The sequence below is a fragment of the Streptomyces sp. NBC_01426 genome (assembly GCF_036231985.1).
In the GTDB taxonomy this organism is placed as follows: domain Bacteria; phylum Actinomycetota; class Actinomycetes; order Streptomycetales; family Streptomycetaceae; genus Streptomyces.
This window is the reverse complement of the sequence record NZ_CP109500.1, coordinates 894514-914159: the sequence shown is the minus strand read 5'-3', so window position 1 is coordinate 914159 and position 19646 is coordinate 894514. Positions and strand designations below refer to the sequence as shown.

Sequence of the window (19646 nt, the reverse complement as noted above, 5' to 3'; positions counted from 1 at the left end):
GTTCACGATTCCGTCGGCCGGGGTAGCCTCGCACCGGATGCGCTGCCCGGAAGCGGGCAGCGGACGGCTTGTCGTGTGGAGCGACCGGGATCCGGCGCGTTAAGGGGTCGCAGGTGGAGCAAGGCGTGGTGGTGCTGCCGGACGACGGCGGGGTCCGTGTGATCGCGTGCGTGGGGGAGTTCGATCAGGACACCCTGGGACCGCTGACCGCGGCCAGTGCGGCGGCCGTCGCCGATCCGTCCCTGCGGCGGATCGTGTTGGACGTCCGCAAGGTCACGTTCGCGGACTCCTCGCTGCTCAACCACATGGTGATCCTGCTGCGCAGCGGCCGCCTGGTCCTCGCCGGACCCGTACCGCCCCGGCTGGACCGGCTCCTGGAACTCACCGAGGCGCGCGCGTTGTTCACCATCACCGACGGCGTGGACGAGGCGCGCGCCATGTGAGCGCCGTTCGGGGGCGGCGGCTCAGGTCTGGCGCATCGCGGCGGCGAGGTCGGGGTGGACGGTGACCACCTGGTCCGCACCGGTGACCTCCAGCAGCCGGCCGAGTTGCCGGGAGGGCGCGGCGATCCGCAGGTCGGTGAGTTGCCGCACGCGCAGCAGCACGCTCAGGCACGTGGAATCCGCGAAGGAGACGCCCCGCGCGTCCAGGATCACGATGTGGTGGGAGGCCGCGGCCTGACTGAGGGCCGCTTCCAGGGGAGGGAGCGTTTCGAGGTCCAACTCCCCGCGTGCCTCGACCACCCAGGCCGCCCCCGAGGCGTGTTGGTACCCCAGGGGGCCGTGCGACGCGTCCGCTCCGGTCGATCCGCTCATGATGTCGTCTCCCAAGGCAACTCCCTCGGCGGCGAGCCCGCCCGAGGACCGCGCGCGTGCTCAGGTCTCGAACGTCGGGGGCGGGTCACGGCTAGGCCGCCGCGGAGCGCGAGTCGAGGGCCGGTTGACGTTCCTTCGCCGTCAATCCGCCCCAGACCCCGTACGGTTCCGCGACGCTCAGGGCGTGTTCCAGGCAGCGGGCCCGCACGGGGCAGGCCGCGCACACGGCCTTGGCCGCTTCCTCGCGCATCGCCCGGTCCGGCCCTCGTTCGCCGTCCGGGTGGAAGAACGCCTCCGACCCCAGGCCGCGGCACGCGGCCTCCATCTGCCAGATCCAGTGGTGCTCCGCCCGCCCGGGCAGATGTGACACCTTCGCCATCCCCATTGTTCTCCCACAGCCGCGTCCATCGAACACATTCCTCAAAGGCCGTCTGACCGCAAAGACTTGTTCGAAACGTGACGCGAGGTCCGCCGGCGAGAACGCCCCGTGTCCCACTGGGGTCGTCCCGGACATCGGGGGCGGCCGGCCGGGAGGGCGTCGTCGCTGGTGGGCGCCGTGTCACCGCACCGTCGTAAGTCCGCCGATCGCGGGTAGGCGGGATTCATGACTGCCATCGCACACGCCACCGCCACCCCTTCCGACATCCTCGCCACCGGCACCCTCGCGGCCGACGGCCAGGGCTCCCTGTACCTCGTCATCGCTGGCGTGGTCCTGGTCGTCCTGCTGATCGGCGCGTTCTGGTACGGCAGCCGACGCAACGCACGGCGAGCCGCTCCGGCCCAGCCGACCGAGCAGCCCCCCGCGGCGCGAGGGCGCGAGGACTCCTGGCAGACGCCGGACGAGGCCGCGGGCGGCACCGACCCCCGCCCGTGAGCCGCCGCCCCGGCCCTGCCCGCCGGGCCGGTCGGCTCCGCCCGGCGTGGTGCGGCCCTGCCCGGATCACGCCCGGCGGGCCGTGCCCGCCCGCGGACCGGGGTCGACGCGCGTCGTGCGGGCCCCCGCCCGGGGAGTGAGGCGCCCGCAGGGGCGCCGCGGGGTCACATGGGGTCCATGGTTCCGGCGCCGGGGCCGTTCTCCTGCTCGCTCTTCTCGCGAATGTGCAGGGCCTTCTCCGTCAGCCGCTGCCGTTCGGCGGGATCCGTCGCCCGCTGGGCCGCCTGCTCCAGTTCCTGGGCCTTGTCACGCATCTGCCGCGCTCGCGCGCTCGGCCGGCTCTCGTTGCCCATGATCCGTCCTCGGTTCGGGGAAGTGCGTCGGGGGAGTACCACTTCCCCCCAGCCAAACAGTGCCCGAGCCCGTCCGCCACCCTGGCGGGCGAACCGTCGAGGTCCAGATCCCGCACCCGCACCCACCGGCGTCCGGCCCGCGCGCGCCGGGCCGCGCTGCGCAGACGCCCGACGGCGGACAGCCGCCCGGCCCCCTCTCGGAGCCGTTCATCGCGGCACGGGGACGTCGGGCGCCTCCTCCGCGGGCGGGGCGGGGCTTCGGGGCGGGTGTGACGAGCATGGCTGCTCCGGCTGCTGCTCCCACCGTGGGACCGGGGCACGGATGTGGCACACGCTGAAGGCCGGCCCATCATGGGAGGGCGAGCCGGGCCCCACGGTCGTGCGGCCCGGCAGCGCGCCGACCGGAGGTGACGCCATGGACACGGACATGGACGAATCGCGCAGGGACGAATCACGCAGGGCGTGGCTCATGATCTTCGGCATCCTCGCCGTGATCTTCTGCGACCTCCTGGCGATCATCCTGATGAACACCGTCGGGAAGTAGGCGACCCCCGGGATCAGGCGGGCTGCGGGGTGAGGCGCTTGAGCCCCTTGCGGTCGTAGTACGTGGTCATGGCGAATCCGAAGAGCAGGGCGAGGACCGCACCGACCGCGATCATGATCCAGGAGCGGGTCAGCCCGGCGTCGCCCCGGGCGTCGAAGTAGAGGATCGCCCGCACCCCGTCACTGAGCTGCCGCATGGGCTCGAAGTGCGACAGGAAGCGGTAGAAGCCGGGCACCGCCTGGAGCGGCACCGTGGCGCCCGACGAGGGCAGCCCCAGCACGATGAACACGAACATCGACACCAACTGGCCGATCCCGCCGAACGCGGCGTTGATCGCCTGCACGCCGAGGCCGACGGCGAGGGCCGCGCAGAACGAGAAGATCCACAGCAGGGGCACGTGGGACGCGTCCATGCCGAGGACGACGACGCAGGCGAAGAGGACCAGCGAGGCACTGAGGAGCGTGATGCCCGCGGTCATCGCCATCTTCAGCAGGAGCGTCTGGGTCCGGTTGATCGGCACGGTGGGGCGGCGGGTGTGCCAGGGGCCGATCTCGTTGTCCGCGTAGCCGAGGGCGGTGTCGACGCCGTTGCTGATGACGTTGCCTCCCATGAACCCGGCCAGCACGAGCAGCAGGGTGTAATAGAACGCGGTGAGGCCCAGACCGCTGTGGATGCCGATCGGGTGGCCGACGCCGGTGACGACGTTCACCGGGTCGGCGAGCAGCAGTCTCACGGTGGGGCTCGACTGCGTGCCGGCCGCGGCCGTGAGTTGCCGGCCGAGGCTCCGGGACGCCTGGTGCGCGGCCTTCGTCGTGATCTGACTGGCGAGCGAGGAACCGAGGCTGCCCTTGCCCGGGTTGGTGAGCACGGTGATCGTCGGCTGTTCGGTGGCCCGTGCCGTGGTGAGGGCGGTCACGGTGTTCGTGAACCCGGCGGGCACGACCAACGCGCCGTAGACCTTGCCGGAGTCGAGCTGGTCCTGGGCCTGGGCGCGGGTGAGCGTGCGCCAATCGGCCTTGTCCCCGCCGGTGTCGGCGGCGATGGCGGTCGTGACCTGCGCGCCCAGGTTCTCCCTCTGCCCGGCCGGCGGCTTGCCCGTGTCGTCGTTGACCAGGGCGATCGGCAGGTCGTGCAAGTCCCGGTTGGGGTTGACGATCCCGCCCATGTACAGCAGGGACAGCAGCAGGGCGAGCAGCCCCGTGAGGACCGTGGGCACCAGCCACAACCGGGGGCGGCGCACCAACGTCGCGGCAGTGGCCTGAGGAGCGGCGGGCTCGGCCATGGTTCTCCGTGGGTTCGGGGCGGTGCGGGGCACCGCGCAGCGGGGTGGGAAGGGCCGACCGGGTGACGCCGTGCCGACCGTACGAGAGGTCAGGATGCGGCCCGAACGAGTGCCCGTCGGTGCACGCCTCGCGTTCCTCCCCCCGTTGCAGTACCGGCCCCCCGCCCCCGCCGCCGACCGGCACGGCCTAGGGTCGACGGATGTGTCCCGGCACAGGCCCTGACACGTGGTCCGACAGAAGAGGAACGCACATGGACGAGCGCTTCGACGTCGTGGTACTCGGCGCGGGACCCGGCGGATACGTGGCCGCGATCCGCGCCGCCCAACTGGGACGGCGGGTGGCGGTCGTGGAGGAGAAGTACTGGGGCGGTGTCTGCCTGAACGTCGGATGCATCCCGACCAAGGCGCTGCTGCGCAACGCCGAACTCGCCCACCTCTTCGCCCACGAGGCCAAGACCTTCGGCATCAAGGTGGAGGGCAAGGTCAGCTTCGACTACGGAGAGGCGTTCAACCGCAGCCGCCGGGTCGCCGACGGCCGGGTCAAGGGCGTCCACTACCTGATGAAGAAGAACGGCATCACCGAGATCGACGGGCGGGGCACCTTCCTCGACGCGAACACCCTGCGGGTCGCCCAACCGGACGGCGGCACCCGCGAGGTGGCGTTCGACCAGTGCGTCATCGCGACCGGCGCCACCCCGAGGCTGCTGCCCGGAACCCGACGCAGCGAGCGCGTCGTGACGTACGAGGAGCAGATCCTGGCCCAGGACGTCCCGGAGTCCGTAGTGATCGCGGGCGCGGGCGCCATCGGGATCGAGTTCGCCTACGTCCTGCACAACTACGGTGTGAAGGTCACCATCGTCGAGTTCCTCGACCGGATCGCACCGCTGGAGGACGCGGACGTCTCCGCCGAACTCGCCAAGCAGTACCGCAAGCTCGGGATCGACGTGCTGACCTCGACCCGGGTCGAGTCCATCGACGAGTCCGGCCCGCGGGTCCGCGTGCACGTCACCGGCAAGGACGGCGCACCGAAGGTGCTGGAGGCCGACAAGGTGCTCCAGGCGATCGGCTTCGCGCCGAACGTCACCGGCTACGGCCTCGAAGCCACCGGCGTACGCGTCACCGAGCGCGGAGCGATCGACGTCGACGGCCGCTGCCGCACCTCCGTCCCGAACATCTACGCCATCGGGGACGTCACGGCCAAGCTCATGCTGGCCCACACCGCCGAGGCCATGGGCGTCATCGCCGCCGAGACCATCGCCGACGCCGAGACGATGGAACTCGACTACCCGATGATCCCGCGCGCCACCTACTGCCAGCCGCAGATCGCCAGCTTCGGCTGGACCGAGGCCCAGGCGAGGGAGAAGGGCTTCGACGTCAAGGTCGCCAAGTTCCCCTTCACCGCCAACGGCAAGGCGCACGGCCTGGGCGACCCGGTCGGCTTCGTCAAGCTGATCAGCGACGCCACCCACGGGGAGATCATCGGCGCCCACCTGATCGGGCCCGACGTCACCGAACTGCTGCCGGAGCTGACCCTGGCCCAGCAGTGGGACCTGACCGTGCACGAGGTCGCCCGCAACGTGCACGCCCACCCGACGCTGGGCGAGGCGGTCAAGGAGGCCGTCCACGGACTGGCCGGACACATGATCAACTTCTGAGTCGGGGGAGGCCCGGCCGCGCACGCCGCCGGGCCCTCCCGCCCGCCTCCCGGTCGTCGAAGCGGCGCCGCGGGTCGGGCGAGACCGTGACGGCAGGTCCTACGGCTGTTCGTCGAGCGGGGACGGCGGGCGGGGGCCGGTGGAGGTCGGGCCGGTGCCCGGCCCGATGCGGATCTCGAAGTCGCCGTCGTACTCCTCGTGGCCGGCGACCACGGCCTGGGCCACGGCCTCCTTGCCCCTCTCCCCCCGGACGATCAGCGGGTCCCGGCGCAGATCGCGCATGAGGGCCACGCACATGCCGATCATCACCACGGTGAACGGCGCCGCCACGAGGATCGTCAGGTTCTGCAGCCCGGCGAGCGCGTCGCCCTCGCCGTTGCCGATGAGCAGCATGATGGCGGCGACGGCCCCGGTGACCACGCCCCAGAAGACGACCACCAGTCGGGCCGGTTCGAAGGTGCCCTTCTGCGACAGCGTGCCCATCACGATGGAGGCGGCGTCGGCGCCGGAGACGAAGAAGATGCCGACGAGGACCATCACCAGCAGGCTCATCAGGGTGGGAACGGGGAACTGTTGCAGCAACCCGAAGAGCTGCCCCTCCGGCGTGGTCTCCTTGCCGAGCCTGCCGCTCTCCTGGAGCTTCATCGCCGTGCCGCCGAACACGGCGAACCACAGCAGGCTGACCGTGCTCGGAACCAGGATGACGCCGCCGATGAACTGACGGATCGTACGGCCGCGGCTGATGCGGGCGATGAACATGCCGACGAACGGCGTCCAGGAGATCCACCACGCCCAGTAGAAGACGGTCCAACTGCCCAGCCAACCGGCGACGCCACCACCACCGGTCGCCTCCGTGCGGCCGATCAGCTGCGGCAGGTCGCCGAGGTAGGCGCCGAGCGACGTGGGCAGCAGGTCGAGCACGATGATGGTGGGCCCGGCGACGAACACGAAGGCCGCGAGGACGAGGGCGAGCACCATGTTGATGTTCGACAGCCACTGGATGCCGCGCTCCACCCCGGAGACCGCGGACGCCACGAACGCCACGGTCAGCACGGCGATGATGGCGACCAGGAGCGCGGTGCTGACGGTACTCATCCAGCCGAGCTCGCGGAAGCCGCTGCCGATCTGCAGGGCGCCCAGGCCCAGGGAGGCCGCCGAACCGAAGAGGGTCGCGAAGATCGCGACGATGTCGATGACGCGACCCGCGCCGCCGTGCGCGTGCCGGGAGCCGATGAGCGGCTCGAACACCGCGCTGATCGTCTGGCGCCGGCCGCGCCGGAAGGTGCTGTAGGCGATGGCGAGTCCGACGACGGCGTAGATCGCCCACGGGTGGAGCGTCCAGTGGAAGAGCGTGGTGGCCATCGCCGTCTGCATGCGTTCGGCGGAATCGACGGGGTGGGTGCCGGGCGGGGGCGTCCCGTAGTGCGCCAGCGGTTCGCTCACGCCGTAGAACATGAGGCCGATGCCCATGCCGGCGCTGAACATCATCGCGACCCACGACACGGTGCGGAACTCCGGCGTCTCGTTCTCCCGGCCGAGGCGGATCCGGCCGTAGCGGCTGATGGCCAGCCAGAGGGCGAAGACCACGAAGCCCGTGGCCGCGAGCATGAAGGCCCAGCCGCCGTTGTGGATGAGCCCCTTCAACAGGCTGCTCGACACGCTCTCCAGCGAATCGGTGGCCAGGGCGCCCCACAGCACGAAGGCCAGGGTCAGAACGGCCGTGACGCCGAAGACCACCTTGTCCGTGCGAGAGCGAGGGCCGGTCGGTGGATCGTTCGACAACGAATTCCCCCTTCGCGAAGGGCCGGGAAGGCACACGGGTGGAAATGATGGCTTATCACGCTTTCACCCGTTGATCGGTGTCCTGGCGGCCATCGATCGTCGATGTCGCGGATCCCGCGCCCCGCAGGGGAACGCCGCCCGCCCGTTGGCCCGGTCGGGGACGGTTTCGGCGCGGTCGCGGCGAGGTCCGAAACGGCATGCGGACCTCGGGCCAGTCTCTGACGGACGCGACGGCCCGACAGACCCGACGGACGCGGGTCACGGCTTGGTGGAGGTCACTGCATGCCCCGTGCGTCCCGCGGCCGGATGGCCGTCCACCTCGTCGCGGCGGTCGCGGGCTGCCTCGTCGGGCTGGTCGGCGGGGGCTTCCGCTGGTGCCTCGCGCGGGCGGCGGAACTGCGCGGATCGCTGGTGGAGGCGTCGGAGCAGCTGGGCGCCTTCGGCCCGCTCGTGCCGGCCGTCCTCACGGCCACCGGCGCCGCCGTGGCCTGCGCCATCGCCCTGCGGGTCCCCCTGGCGGCCGGCAGTGGCATCCAGGACGTCGAGGCCGTGTGGCGGGGTGAACGGTCCCCCCGGCCGCCGAGGCTGCTGCCGGCCAAGTTCGTCGGCGGCCTGATCGCCATCGGTTCGGGCCTGGTGCTGGGCCGGGAAGGACCGACCGTGCACATGGGCGCCGCCATCGGAGCGGAGGCCGGGCGCCGTACGCGCAGGGACGAGAGCGACGTCAGGCTCCTGCACACCGCGCTCGCGGGCGCCGGTCTCGCGGTGGCCTTCACGGCGCCCCTGGGCGGAGTGCTGTTCGTCTGTGAGGAAGTGACCAAGTCGGTCCGGGGCCGCCTGGTGCTCGTCACGCTCATCGGCACCGTCACCGCCGTCGGATGCTCCCGCCTGGTGGTGGGCGACCGGCTCGACTTCCGGGTCCCCGACCTGCCCGTCCCGCCGCTCGCCCTGCTGCCCGCGTTCCTGCTGTTCGGCGCGGCCACGGGCGTCCTGGGGGCGGCCTACAACCGTCTGATCATCGGGCTCCTGGACCTCTGCGACCACGTCACCCGCGTCGGACCGGTCGCGCGAGCGGCCGCCATCGGCGCCGTCGTCGGCCTCCTGCTCGGCATCGACCCCGAGCTGGCCGGCGGTGGGGACCGGCTGAGCGGGCGCCTGCTGAGCGGCGACATCCCGGTGGTCCCCGTGCTCGCCGGGTACCTCGCGGTGCGGTTCCTGGCCGGCCCGCTCAGCTACGCGGCCCGCACGCCGGGCGGGCTCTTCGCGCCCCTGCTGGCCGTGGGAGCCCTGTGGGGCGTCCTCGTCCACGCCCTCGCGCAGTCCCTGCTGCCCGGCGCCGGTTCCGGCGCGGTGCCCTTCGCGATCGTCGGGATGGCCGCGCTGTTCGCATCCGTCGTCCGCGCCCCCGTCACCGGCATCGTGCTCGTGGTCGAGATGACCGGCGCGACCTCGCTGCTGCTTCCCCTGATGACCGCCTGCTTCGCCGCGACCCTGACCGCCGACCGGCTGGGCAGCACCCCGATCTACGACAGCCTGCGCCTGCGGACGGTGTGGCACCACTGAGCGCCACACCGTCCGTACGCCTTCGGGGTCAGCCGAGGATCCTGCGCTTCTGCTCGGCGAACTCCTCCTCGGTCAGCAGCCCCTGCTCCTTGAGGGTGCCGAGTTCCTTCAGCTGGTCGATCTTGCTGCTCATCTCGTCGGCCGGGTCGGCGACCGGAGCCGCCTGGGGGGCGGGCGCCGCCTGCGCCTGGGCGTCCTGATCCGCCCACCGGCCGGATTGCCGCCGGGACACACGGTTGGACACCGCGGTCGCCGTTCCGGCGACGACGGCGGTACGGGCGATCCCGCGAAGAAGTGGGGCCATGATGCTCATCTCCAAGCTGGGCGGAGTCGGCCGCGGCCGACCTCAGCGTCCGTCGGTCGGGTCCTCCATGGCGTCCAGCGTCGCGAGCAGCGACTGGACGGGAATCCGCCCGGCCGCCACGAGCTGGGCGCCGGCACGCCGCATGGCGCGGGCGAAGGGCGCCGCCCAGGTGTTCTCGTACACGATGATCCCCGCCGAGTTGCCCGGCTCCAGGGCGACGCCGGCGTCGTCGATGTCGCCCTGGTCCAGCAGACCGGAGGACGCCCCCTCGAAGACCGAGAGGTCCACCTCGTCGCCGAGGTCGCGCAGTTCCACCGCCACCACCGATCCGTCGACGTCCTTGCGGACGAAGACGAGGTCGAGGATGCGGATCACGCCGCGATCCACGAGATCGACGAGCAGGGGGAACCCCTCACCCGTCATGCGGTTTCCCGGGAACTCGATCACGAGATAGTCCACCGGGCCCATGTCCTCGATGGATCCGCCTCCGGTACGTTCCTCGACCTCGCTGCTCATGGTTGCTCCCGTCGGGCTGGGTGTGGGGAGGACGTTCCGGCGGCGGCGGGCGCGGGCCGTGCGGTCCGGCACGCGCGGGGCAGGGGCGGACGTCGTCTACTGCCATTCCAACACCGCCCCGGTGCCTCCGCATGTCCGGCTTCCGTCCGGTCGCCGGTTCGGCGGGTCGTCGGGCCGCCGCCGCGAGGGCGGGAACGGGTCGTCAACCCGTCAAGAGGTAGATGTTCTTCGCCGTGAGCCACAGGCCGAGCACCAGGGAGCCGACCACGATCGCCTGCTCCTTGTGGCCCATCAACCACGCCCGCAGCCTGTGCAGCCGTACCTGGGCCACCTCGGGCGCGAGGACGATGTACAGCTCGGCGGACAGCAGCCCGGCGCTGGCCAGGAGACAGAAGCCGAACAACGCCACGAAGGTGGCCGGATGCGAGGTGTTCGCGTCGAGCACGGTCACCGCCCCCGCGGCGACCAGGCCCCACGGCTGGAGCAGTACCGCCAGGGCGGCCGACCCCCACAGGGTCGGCGAATCCATGACCGAGGTGGTCGCCGACGAGGGCTCGTCCGCCGCGTCGAGGCCGCGCAGGGTGGTGCCCCTACCGCCCGCGCCGGCGGACGAGGTCCTCGCGCCCCCGCCGCCCGCCGCGTCCGCGCGCGCCCGCCGCATCATGCGGCGGCGGCGCAGGCCGTAGGCGAGGAGCCCGACCCCGATGGCCAACTTGACCGCCAGCGCCGCCACACCGGGCGGGGAACGGGGCGCGGGGGGTTGGCCGCCGGTCACCAGGAGCACGAGGGCGATCACCGTGACCAGACAGGCGAGCCAGGCCAGGATGAAGACGAGCCCCTTCCACACGCCTCTCGCCGATGTCACCACCAGCACGAACGCCATGATGGGCAGCGGGTCGAGAGCGATGGCGAGCCCGATGAGCATGAGGTCGAGGACCATGACGCCCCCAGGGTTGGACCACGTACGACGCTACACACGGGACGGATCGACGACACCTTCTGGCCCGTGGCCCGAGGCCCGAGGCCTGCACGCTATCCGCCCTCGGTCAGGTGTCCGCCCCTCACCCGGCCCCGGCCCTCGAAGCCCGTGATCGCCGCCTGGGCCCGGGCGAGGACCGCGTCGGCGGCCGTGTCCGCGTGGACGGTGAGCCCGGGTTCGTCGGCTTCCAGGGGCTCCAGGGCCTCGTACTGCGAATCCAGGAGCGCGACCGGCATGAAGTGCCCCGCCCGACGCGCCACGCGGGCGCGTGCCACGTCCCGGTCCAGCTCCAGGTACAGGAACCAGACGCCCGGACCGGCGGACCGGAAGCGGTCCCGGTAGGTGCGTTTGAGCGCCGAGCACGAGATCACGACGCCCTGCCCGGCCCGGGTGGTGGCGCCGATGTACGCGGCGAGGCTCGCCAGCCACGGTTCGCGGTCCGCGTCGTCGAGCGGATGCCCGGCGGCCATCCTGGCGACGTTCGCCGCAGGGTGGAAGTCGTCACCCTCCGCGAAGGGCACGTGGAGCCGCCCCGCGAGGAGCCGCCCCAGCGTGCTCTTGCCGGAGCCCGAGACGCCCATGACCACGACGACGGTCGGCGCCGCACGGGCCGTTGCCCGGGCCACCGCGCCTCAACCCAGGCGCTCGGCGATGACGTCGCCGACGCGCATCGCGTTCGCGATGGCGGTCAGGGACGGGTTCACCGCGCCGATGCTCGGGAAGAAGCTGGTGTCCACGACGTAGAGGTTGTCGAGGTCGTGGGCCTTGCAGTTCACGTCGAGCGCCGAGGTGCCCGGGTCGGTGCCGAAACGGACGGTGCCGGCCTGATGGGCGGTGGCGCCGATCGGCATCCCCTTGTGCAGGTAGAGGCTGTGGGGGAGCAGATGGTGCGGGTGCATGCCGAGCGAGTCGAGCATCCCCCGCAGCTTGTGCCGCAGCCGCTTCAGCCCCTCGATGTTGTTCTTCTCGTCGAGGGCCAGGTGGACGTCGCCGTTCCCGTCGAGGGTGACGCGGTTCTCCGGCTGGGGCAGGTCCTCGCCGCACAGCCAGAAGTCCACCGCGTGGTGGGCCATCACCTCGAACGGCATGTCGGGCGAGAGCAGTCCGGCCCAGTGGGGCGCCTCGCCCTTGATCTGGTCCGAGTCGGACTTGCCCAACATCTGGATGCCGCCGAGCGGGAAGTCCCAGTCGTCGGCGCCCAGGTACCAGTCGTTCAGAGCGAGGGTCTTCTGGAAGCGGGTGTTGTTCGGTTCCTTGGAGACCGCCATCAGCGCCAGGTTGTTGTGCCGCATGTAGTGCCGGCCGACCGTGTCCGAACTGTTCGCCAGGCCGCCGGGGTGCCGCTCGTTCGCGGAACGCAGCAACAGCACCGCGGAGTTCACCGCGCCGCACGCCACCACCACGATGTCGGCGCGGAAGCGCGCCTCCGAGCCGTCCTCCATCGTCGCGACGACCTCGGTGACCGTGCCGCCGCCGGCGTCGGTCTCCAGCCTGCGGACATCGGCACCGGTGATCATCTCCACGTTGTCGTGCCGCAGGGCGGGGTCGACACAGATCACCTGCGCGTCCGCCTTGCCGCCGAGCAGGCAGGGGAAGCCGTCCACCCGGTCGCAGCGGATGCACACGCTGTCGTGGGTGGCGCGGCCCTGCGCGTCCTGGACGAGGTTCACCCCGATCGGCAGGTGGAAGGGGTGCAGCCCGTGGTCCGTGAGGTCCTCGCTGAGCTGCTGGATCCGCGGCTCGTGCTCCACCGGCGGGTAGGCGTACTGCGCGCTGACGGGTCCCTCGCTCGGGTCCTCGCCGTGCCGGCCGTGCACGAGGTAGAGGTGTTCCGCCTCGGTGTAGTACGGCTCCAGGTCCGCGTAGCCGATCGGCCAGGCGGGCGAGAGCCCGCCGTGGTGGCGCAGCACGCCGAAGTCCTCGGGGCGCAGCCGGAACAGCGCGGCGCCGTAGAACTTGGTGTTCCCGCCGACGTAATAGTTGACCTCGGGCGGGAACCGGTCACCGTGTTTGTCGTACCAGAACTCCGGTGCCCGGTACTTGCCCTTGACGAAGACCGCGGTGGACTCCCAGTTGTCGCGTTCCCGGGGAAGGTACCCGCCGCGCTCCAGGATCAGGATGCGCTTCCCGCTCGGGGCGAGGCGGTGGGCGATGGTGCCGCCGCCGGCTCCGGTGCCGATGACGATGACGTCGTATCGCTGGTTGTCGGCCATGGCGGCCACCTTGCTGTCGATGGTGTGGGGTTGCCCGCCTTCGGACCGGCGGTCAGAGGACGGCGATGGGGTTGACCGGTGAGCCGGTGGCCCGGGGCAGGCGCAGTGGCGCGACCACGCAGAAGAACGACCAGCGGCCCGCCTGCTCGCAGAGCGGCACCACGTCCTCGAACCGGAGGTAGTCCAGGAGGTACAACCCGAGGGCGTGCACGCCCAGGACGTGCACCGGGAAGTCCACGCCTTCCGTGATGCTCGGCGCCGTGTCGTTGTTGCCGTCCCCGCCCAGCAGGGCGACGTGGCGGTCGGCGAGGAACTCCATCGCCGTGGGGTGCAGACCGGCGCGTGAGCTCGCGGCGTCCCAGGGGCCCAGCTCGGTGCGTCTGAGTCGGTGGCCGACCCGGACGAACAACAGGTCGCCCTCGCCGACCTCGACCCGTTGGCTCCGCTCGGCGGCCGACAGGTCGTCGGCGGTGACGTGGTCACCGGGTTCCAGCCACGGCACCCCGCGCAGCCGCGGTATGTCGAGCAGGACCCCGCGGCCCACGATGCCGTTCCTGACCGAGTCCACCGTCAGGGCCACCGCACCCTCGGGGGTGAGCGTGGCCGCGTCGACGCCGCCGTGCAGGGTCCCGTCGTAGACGACGTGGCAGAGGGCGTCGAGATGGCTGTCGGCGTTGCCGTGCACGTTCATCCCGAAGTGGTCCAGGGCGAAGTGGAGTCCGTGCGCGTGGACCTCGCTCCGGGGCGGGCCGGTCAGCCTGTGGGCGGCCGGCTCCGGATTGTCGGGGGAGGTCCGGGTCTCGATCGGCGCCGCGAGCGTCACCGTCCGGCCGGTCCGGATCTCGTTCGCCGCCGCCCTGACGTGCTCGGGCGTGATCGTGGCCACCGCGCCCCGGACATCGCTCGTCGCCCGGTCCCGAAGACGGCGGTAGAGCGCTTCGAATGCGGCGGGACTCTGGCGTGGTGGGGCTCCCGGCCGCGGCCGGGGCCCCGCGGGCACCGCTTCGCCGGCCACGTCAGTCGCGTTGCCGGTCGAGGGCTTCGTCGAGCGTGCAGGCCGCCGTGATGAGTGACAGGTGGGTGAAGGCCTGCGGGAAGTTGCCGAGTTGCTCGCCGCTGGGACCCACCTCCTCGGCGAAGAGACCGACGTGGTTGGCGTAGGTGTGCATCTTCTCGAACGTGTACCGGGCCGGGCGCAGCCGCCCCGCCCGGGCGAGCGCGTCCACGTACAGGAAGGTGCAGAGGCTGAACGTGCCCTCGGAGCCCCGCAGTCCGTCCGGAGAGGCCGCCGGGTCGTACCGGTAGACGAGGCTGTCGGACACCAGCGTGCGGTCCATGGCGTCCAGGGTGGACAGCCACGACGGATCCCGGGGGCTCACGAACCCCACCCGCGGCATGAGGAGCAGGGAGGCGTCCAGGACGTCCTGGCCGCCGTAGTGCTGCACGTAGGCCCCGGCGGCTTCGCTCCAGCCGCGTTCCATCACCTGCTCGATGACGGCGTCACGGGCGGTCCGCCAGCGCTCGGTGTCGCCGGGCCGGCTGAACTCGCTCGCCAGCTTCAGCCCGCGATCGAAGGCGGCCCAACACATGACCCGGCTGTACGTGAAGTCCTTGCGGCCACCGCGCGTCTCCCAGATGCCCTCGTCGGGGCGGTCCCAGGAGTCGGCCAGCCAGTCCAGCGTGCGGGAGAGCACCTTCCAGCCGCGGTAGCCGGCCTGGGCGGCGACCTCGTGCCCCGCCGACAGGGCGTAGAGCGCCTCGCCGTAGATGTCCAGCTGCAACTGGTCCGAGGCCGCGTTGCCGAGCCGCACCGGAGCCGAGCCGCGGTAGCCCTCCAGATGCCCGAGGATCTCCTCGGTGAGCAGGGGCTCCCCGTCGACCCGGTACATGATCTGCAGGGGTTCGCCGGGCTTGCCCTCCGTCTCGCGCAAGCGGTCACCGAGCCAGTGCACGAAGGCGTTGGCCTCGTCGACGAAGCCGAGGTCGAGCAACGCCCGGACGGACAGCGAACCGTCGCGCACCCAGGTGTAGCGGTAGTCCCAGTTCCGTTCGCCGCCGACCTGTTCGGGCAGGCCCATGGTGGCCGCGGCGACCGGGGCGCCACTGGGAGCGTAGGTGAGCAGCTTCAGGGTGATCGCGGAACGGTTCACCATGTCGGGCCAGCGGCCCCGGTAGTTGGAGCCGCGCACCCACTTCTGCCAGAAGTCCGCCGAGTCCCAGAGCTCCTGGGTGATCCCCTCGACGCTGAGCGGAGGCGGTGCCTCGGCGCCCGTGCCGCAGACCGTGAGGACGGCCGCCGCCGTCTCCCCGACGTTCAGCGTGACCGACCCGCGGAGATCGTCACCGTCCCGCTCCAGGGCAAAGGTGCTCTGCAGGAACGCGGTCACGCCGGGCGCGCGGAAGGTGGAGATCCCCGGCGCCAGGTCGAGTTCGTGGGAGGCGCGGGCGTAGTCGAAGCGCGGGCGGCACTCCAGGTCGAACCTGACGGTTCCCCGCACCGTGCGCGCGGTCCGGATCAGGGTGTGCCGGTCCGCGGCGGTGCTGCCGGTGTTCGGAGCCATCCAGTCGATGACCTCGCCGACCCCGTCGGGCGACATGAACCGGGTGACCAGGAGAGCGGTGTCCGGGTAGTAGAGCTGCTTGCACGTGGCCTGGGAATCGTGGGACGCGAGTCGGAAGTAGCCGCCCCGGTCGTGGTCGAGCAGGGAGGCGAAGATGCTGGGCGAGTCGAAGCGCGGTGCCGCGAACCAGTCCACGACGCCCCGCGACGTGACCAGCGCTGCGGTTTGCAGGTCGCCTATGAGGCCGTGCTCGGCGATGGGCGGGTATCGGTCCATGTGCGTCCCCAGACGAAGGAGATCCCCCTGATCTCACTATCTTCCAGAAGCCGCCGATGTGCCTGTTGCGCCGTCCCGCGCTGCCCGGACCGGTCCCGTTCCGCCGTTCACCCGCCGCTCGCCGACGTGCCGTGACCTGCGCAGGGTCACGTCCCTCGGCAGCCGGTGCGGGGACGGGCGGCCGGACGGAGGGCGCGCCGGCCCGGCCGCGCGGGCGTCACCCGCCGGCGCCGACGCAGTGGAACAGGTGCCACTCCTCCCGCAGCCGCGGCGTGACGGCGCCGTCGCGCGCGTGACGCTGGAGGTCGCGCAACGCGGCCGCGGGCGCCTGGCCGTCCAGGACACGCTCCGCCAGCTCGGGCAGGAGCGCCGCGCAGGCACTGCCGTGCACCCGCATCAGGGGCGCGACCACCTGCCGGGCGCCGGCGAGCATGAAACCGAGGGCCAGGCCGGACGGCTCGCTGCCCTGCTGGTGCCAGACGCGGCCGCTGCCACAGCAGCCGAGCACGACGGTGGCGGGCACCGCCAGCTCCAGCACCGACCAGTCGTTGAGCGCGCCCGCCTCGGTGAGGATGTCCTGCCCGGGCCGGTGCCCCGCCTCGCCGTGCGCGGCGCAGTAGAGCAGATCCGCCGACCCGTCGGCCAGCGCGCTCGCCAACTCGGCATAGGTGGCGACGTGCCGCACCCGCGAGAACTCACCGAGCCGCCGCAGTTCGTCCCCTCCCCGGGGCGCGTCCGACGAGAACAGGCCGACGATCGAGCGATCGCCCTTCCGCGCGGGCTCGGGGACGGACTGCTCCTGCCGGGCCGCGAGTACGCGCATCGACGGCGTCAGGGTGACCACGGCCTTGTCGACGAGCTGTTCCGCCCCTGCGCCCGCGCTCAGGGGAAGGGCCGCGTAGGGGACGTTCCACAGCTCGTTCGCGGGAAGCACGAACAGCCGGATCGGGTCCGTCGTCGAAGCCGCGCCCAGGACGGAACGCAACCGGGACGGCAGCAGACGGTCGGCCAACCCGGACCAACCGGCATCCGCCCGAGCGGGGCCGGGACCGCCCCGGCCGGCCTCCCCGCCGGTGCCCTCGTCGTCCCGGAACCGGGCGAGCAGCGCGGCGGCGTCGGCCGACAGCGGGCCGTGCGTCGCTTCGAGGGATCCGTCCGGATGTCGGCAGACCGAGACGACCTCGACGGCCCCGTCCGCCCCGGTGAACGGCTCGACGTACAGGGCGTACGCGTCCCCGCGGAGCGGATGCCGGCCGTCCTGCCCGTCCCCGGCTCCGGGAGCGTCCGCGCCGGTACGGGACGCGGAGCGCTGTTCGGTGGTGGGCAGGGACTGCGTGAAGGCGAAGAACAGCTGCTGGTGCAGGTTCCGATGGGCCGTGTGCCATGCCTCCCGCTCCCCGGCCGGGGCCTTCGCCGGCGGCCGTTCCTCCTCGTGCCGCCGCAGGTCGGCGTGCAGCCGCCGGAACGCCGGGGAGAGATCGGCGGCGCCGGTACGCAGGGCGCCGGTGATGGCCCAGTCGCGTGCGGACTCCAGCCACCGCTCGGCGAAGGCGGGATCCTCCGCCACGGCGAGCACGAGCAACGGGAGCGCCGCGGACCGGGTGCCGTGGAGGAAGCCGGCCCGGGTGACCGCGTCCGGTGAGGTGGCCCGGACGTCCTCGACCGCGAGCAGCGCACCGCGCCCGCAGGCCAGCGCGCGCTGCCCGTCACCCCTCACCAGCCAAGCCAGCGCCAGGGCCAGTCGGCCCTCGATCGCGCCCAGCCGGTCATTGGCCTCGGTGTACCGGCGGATCGCCTCCTCGCCGGCCTCCATCGGCGCGCGACCGGCCACCCCGATGCCACCGCGCAGGGCGGTGAGCAGGACCAGCGCCTGGTTGCGCAACTGCCCGAGCCGTTCGAACCCCTCCAGCGCGGCGGCCAGTACCCGGCCGGCGCGACGGCGGTGGTGATCGGGATCCGCGGCGCCCGGAGCCTCCAGGGACAGCAGCCGGCCGAGCGAGGTGAGCATGCGCAGCCGGTTCATGGGATCGGCGGTCTGCCGACCCAACGGGGCGACGGCGCGCGTCAACAGGGCGCGGGCGCCGACCAGATCGCCCGCGTCCATGGCCAGGCCCGCCAACTCCCGGGAACTGTTGTGGAGTCCGCGCGGCTCGTCCGCCGACTCGTACCAGCGGTACGCCTCCTCGAAACGGGTGCGGGAGCGTTCGGGATCGGAGAACACCCCGAGGAGTTCACCGAGTTCGAACTCGATGTTGGCGAGCGTCAGCGGGTTGTCCCCGCCCGTCCGTTCCAGCGCGAGGCGTGCGCGCCGGTAGCCGTCCATGGCCGCGCGCAGGTTCCCCGCGAGGGTGTCGGCCAGTGCCAGTTCGCGGCGGCTCTCGGCCTCGGCCACCAGGTCGCCGCCCCCCGAGGTCGCCCTCCGCACGGCGGCTTCCAACAGCTCCCGGCTGCGCTCGGCGTCGCCCTGGACGCGTTCGGTGCGACCCCACCACAGCAGGGCGGTGGCGGTCACGGATGCCGGTGCGTCGGCGTCCTGGTACAGGCGCACGGCCCGGCCGTAGTGGTCCCGCGCCGCCGGAACGTCACGCAGTTGCTCCTTGACCTCCCCGAGGTTGCGCGCGGCGTGCCCGGCCGCGACCAGCGAGGGCCGCAGGCAGCGCTCGGCCTCCTCGATCCGGGCCGCGTAGGTGGCGGTGTCGCCCGACTTCTGCGCCACCAGGGCCAGGTCCAGCCAGAGCGTGGCCTCGGTGGCGCCGTCCTGGGCGGACCTGGCCAGCACCAGGGCCTCGGTCAGTGCCTCCGGCGCCCTCTTGTCGGAGGTGATCCGCAGGACGTTCGCCCGGGACTGGGCGGCGCGCGCCACGCCGACCCGGTCGCCGGCCCGCTCGCAGGCGGCGCGGGCGAGGTCGGCGTGTTCGACCGTCGAGGGGTAGTCGTCCTTCTGCCAGGCGTACTGGGCGAGCATGAGGTGGGCGCGGCCGAGCAGGTCGTCGTCCTGCTCCACGAGGGCCCGGGAGGCGATGCGGCGGACCTCCTCGACGGCCTCGGGCGACCGGTCGAGCAGGACCGGAGCGCGCAGGTGGTGCAGTCGGGTCGGGCCGGACGGTTCGGCGACGCCGAGGGCGGCGAGGGCTCGTCCGGTCGGTGTCTCGTGGGTGGGATCCGGTCGGGGCTCTTCGGCTGCCTTCATGACCTCGCCTCGGGTGACACGGGGGGACGTGGTGCGGGTGTCGGGGGAGCGCCGCCGACCGCCGTGCCGGGCGAAGGCGTGGCATCGGGCGGTGACAGTCGCTGCTCGGGGCGCAGGTAGGTTCCGTACGCGAGGACGATCTGTGAGCCCGGCAACACGACGAACTCGGCGGGATGCCTCAGACGGCGCTGCCCCGGGACCGTGAGCGCGAGGGGCCCTTGCAGGACGAGGTCACCCTCGGCGAGCGAGCCCCGATCGTCGTCCATGCCCTTCAGGAAGCCCTCCCACACCCGACCGTCGCTCAAGTGCACCGCCAGGAAGGGATGGTGGCCGGCGGGCGTCGACTCGGCGACCCGGTGGAAGGCGGAGGCCGAGGTGCTGCGGGTCGCCGATCGGCGGCGCCAGGTCTCCGCGAGGCCCGCCGCCGCGGACAGGCCGACGCTGACGGCGAGTGCGAGGATCGCCGACCAGATCGCCTGCCAGGCATGCGGGCGCAGGTAGACGGCGCCGCGCAGGAGGCCGTCCAGCGGCAACAACGCCGTCCAGTGGCGGGCCAGTACGAGTACCGCGAGGACGGCGACGACGCTGCCGGCGGCTCCGACGCAGACCAGGTCGACGACCTCCATCGCCGAACTGCGGCGTCGCCGGGGGACTTTGACCTCGACGATACGGACGAACGCGTATCCGGGAGCGGCGGCCGCCAGCAGCACGGCGAGGGCGGTGAACGTCGGTGGCATCG

The 19646-nt window shown here is 72.3% G+C and carries 19 protein-coding genes; 5 read left to right on the top strand and 14 right to left on the bottom strand.

Going from position 1 to position 19646, the window contains the following annotated elements; genetic code table 11:
- The first annotated feature begins 113 nt into the window (after window positions 1-113).
- Entirely contained in the window at window positions 114-443 is a 330-nt protein-coding gene (locus tag OG906_RS04370) for an STAS domain-containing protein (RefSeq protein ID WP_329440139.1), read from the top strand.
- Between the two features lie 21 nt (window positions 444-464).
- Here the strand turns inward: OG906_RS04370 and OG906_RS04365 are convergent, their stop codons facing one another.
- Together OG906_RS04365 and OG906_RS04360 are read right to left on the bottom strand one after the other, a co-directional pair.
- A complete protein-coding gene (locus OG906_RS04365) occupies window positions 465-815 on the bottom strand; it encodes an STAS domain-containing protein (protein ID WP_267799169.1) in 351 nt (116 codons plus the stop codon).
- Window positions 816-906: 91 nt separating this feature from the next.
- Window positions 907-1194, bottom strand: a complete 288-nt coding sequence (locus OG906_RS04360; RefSeq protein WP_267799168.1) for a WhiB family transcriptional regulator — start codon at window positions 1192-1194, stop codon at window positions 907-909.
- A 225-nt stretch (window positions 1195-1419) separates the two neighbouring features.
- On the opposite strand from OG906_RS04360, the gene OG906_RS04355 reads away from it, so the two are divergent.
- Window positions 1420-1689, top strand: a complete 270-nt coding sequence (locus OG906_RS04355; RefSeq protein ID WP_267799167.1) for a DUF6479 family protein — start codon at window positions 1420-1422, stop codon at window positions 1687-1689.
- A 164-nt stretch (window positions 1690-1853) separates the two neighbouring features.
- On the opposite strand, the gene OG906_RS04350 is transcribed toward OG906_RS04355, so the two are convergent.
- On the bottom strand, window positions 1854-2042 hold the full coding sequence (locus OG906_RS04350; protein ID WP_267799166.1) for a DUF6381 family protein: 189 nt from the start codon (window positions 2040-2042) through the stop codon (window positions 1854-1856).
- Between the two features lie 415 nt (window positions 2043-2457).
- Between OG906_RS04350 and OG906_RS04345 the strand changes: the two genes are divergently transcribed.
- A complete protein-coding gene (locus OG906_RS04345) occupies window positions 2458-2586 on the top strand; it encodes a hypothetical protein (RefSeq protein WP_267799165.1) in 129 nt (42 codons plus the stop codon).
- Window positions 2587-2599: 13 nt separating this feature from the next.
- On the opposite strand, the gene OG906_RS04340 is transcribed toward OG906_RS04345, so the two are convergent.
- Window positions 2600-3868 (bottom strand): YhgE/Pip domain-containing protein, encoded by a 1269-nt coding sequence (locus OG906_RS04340; protein ID WP_267799164.1) that lies wholly within the window; start codon window positions 3866-3868, stop codon window positions 2600-2602.
- A gap of 251 nt (window positions 3869-4119) precedes the next feature.
- Between OG906_RS04340 and lpdA the strand changes: the two genes are divergently transcribed.
- A complete protein-coding gene (gene lpdA / locus OG906_RS04335; RefSeq protein WP_329440132.1) occupies window positions 4120-5523 on the top strand; it encodes a dihydrolipoyl dehydrogenase in 1404 nt (467 codons plus the stop codon).
- Window positions 5524-5622: 99 nt separating this feature from the next.
- On the opposite strand, the gene OG906_RS04330 is transcribed toward lpdA, so the two are convergent.
- Window positions 5623-7305, bottom strand: coding sequence for a BCCT family transporter (locus OG906_RS04330; RefSeq protein ID WP_329440131.1), 1683 nt, complete (start codon window positions 7303-7305; stop codon window positions 5623-5625).
- 282 nt (window positions 7306-7587) lie between these two features.
- On the opposite strand from OG906_RS04330, the gene OG906_RS04325 reads away from it, so the two are divergent.
- A complete protein-coding gene (locus OG906_RS04325; RefSeq protein ID WP_329440129.1) occupies window positions 7588-8868 on the top strand; it encodes a ClC family H(+)/Cl(-) exchange transporter in 1281 nt (426 codons plus the stop codon).
- 28 nt (window positions 8869-8896) lie between these two features.
- Here the strand turns inward: OG906_RS04325 and OG906_RS04320 are convergent, their stop codons facing one another.
- The 9 genes from OG906_RS04320 to OG906_RS04280 all read right to left on the bottom strand — a co-directional run bounded on the left by OG906_RS04320 (window position 8897) and on the right by OG906_RS04280 (window position 19644).
- The gene (locus OG906_RS04320; RefSeq protein ID WP_267799160.1) at window positions 8897-9172 is read right to left on the bottom strand and encodes an SHOCT domain-containing protein; all 276 of its coding nucleotides are present in this window, start codon (window positions 9170-9172) and stop codon (window positions 8897-8899) included.
- Window positions 9173-9214: 42 nt separating this feature from the next.
- Window positions 9215-9688, bottom strand: a complete 474-nt coding sequence (locus OG906_RS04315; protein ID WP_329440126.1) for a DUF6325 family protein — start codon at window positions 9686-9688, stop codon at window positions 9215-9217.
- Between the two features lie 202 nt (window positions 9689-9890).
- Entirely contained in the window at window positions 9891-10628 is a 738-nt protein-coding gene (locus OG906_RS04310) for a GAP family protein (RefSeq protein ID WP_329440125.1), read from the bottom strand.
- 92 nt (window positions 10629-10720) lie between these two features.
- Entirely contained in the window at window positions 10721-11293 is a 573-nt protein-coding gene (locus tag OG906_RS04305; RefSeq protein ID WP_402304576.1) for a gluconokinase, read from the bottom strand.
- A 6-nt stretch (window positions 11294-11299) separates the two neighbouring features.
- On the bottom strand, window positions 11300-12880 hold the full coding sequence (locus OG906_RS04300; protein WP_329440123.1) for a GMC family oxidoreductase: 1581 nt from the start codon (window positions 12878-12880) through the stop codon (window positions 11300-11302).
- Window positions 12881-12932: 52 nt separating this feature from the next.
- Window positions 12933-13880, bottom strand: a complete 948-nt coding sequence (locus OG906_RS04295) for a cyclase family protein (protein ID WP_392900128.1) — start codon at window positions 13878-13880, stop codon at window positions 12933-12935.
- A gap of 16 nt (window positions 13881-13896) precedes the next feature.
- Window positions 13897-15717 (bottom strand): glycoside hydrolase family 15 protein, encoded by a 1821-nt coding sequence (locus tag OG906_RS04290; RefSeq protein ID WP_329440119.1) that lies wholly within the window; start codon window positions 15715-15717, stop codon window positions 13897-13899.
- Between the two features lie 217 nt (window positions 15718-15934).
- Entirely contained in the window at window positions 15935-18907 is a 2973-nt protein-coding gene (locus OG906_RS04285; RefSeq protein WP_329440117.1) for a CHAT domain-containing protein, read from the bottom strand.
- Window positions 18904-19644, bottom strand: coding sequence for a DUF6338 family protein (locus OG906_RS04280; protein WP_329440115.1), 741 nt, complete (start codon window positions 19642-19644; stop codon window positions 18904-18906). Before OG906_RS04280 ends, OG906_RS04285 begins: the two co-directional genes overlap by 4 nt.
- Window positions 19645-19646: the final 2 nt, after the last annotated feature.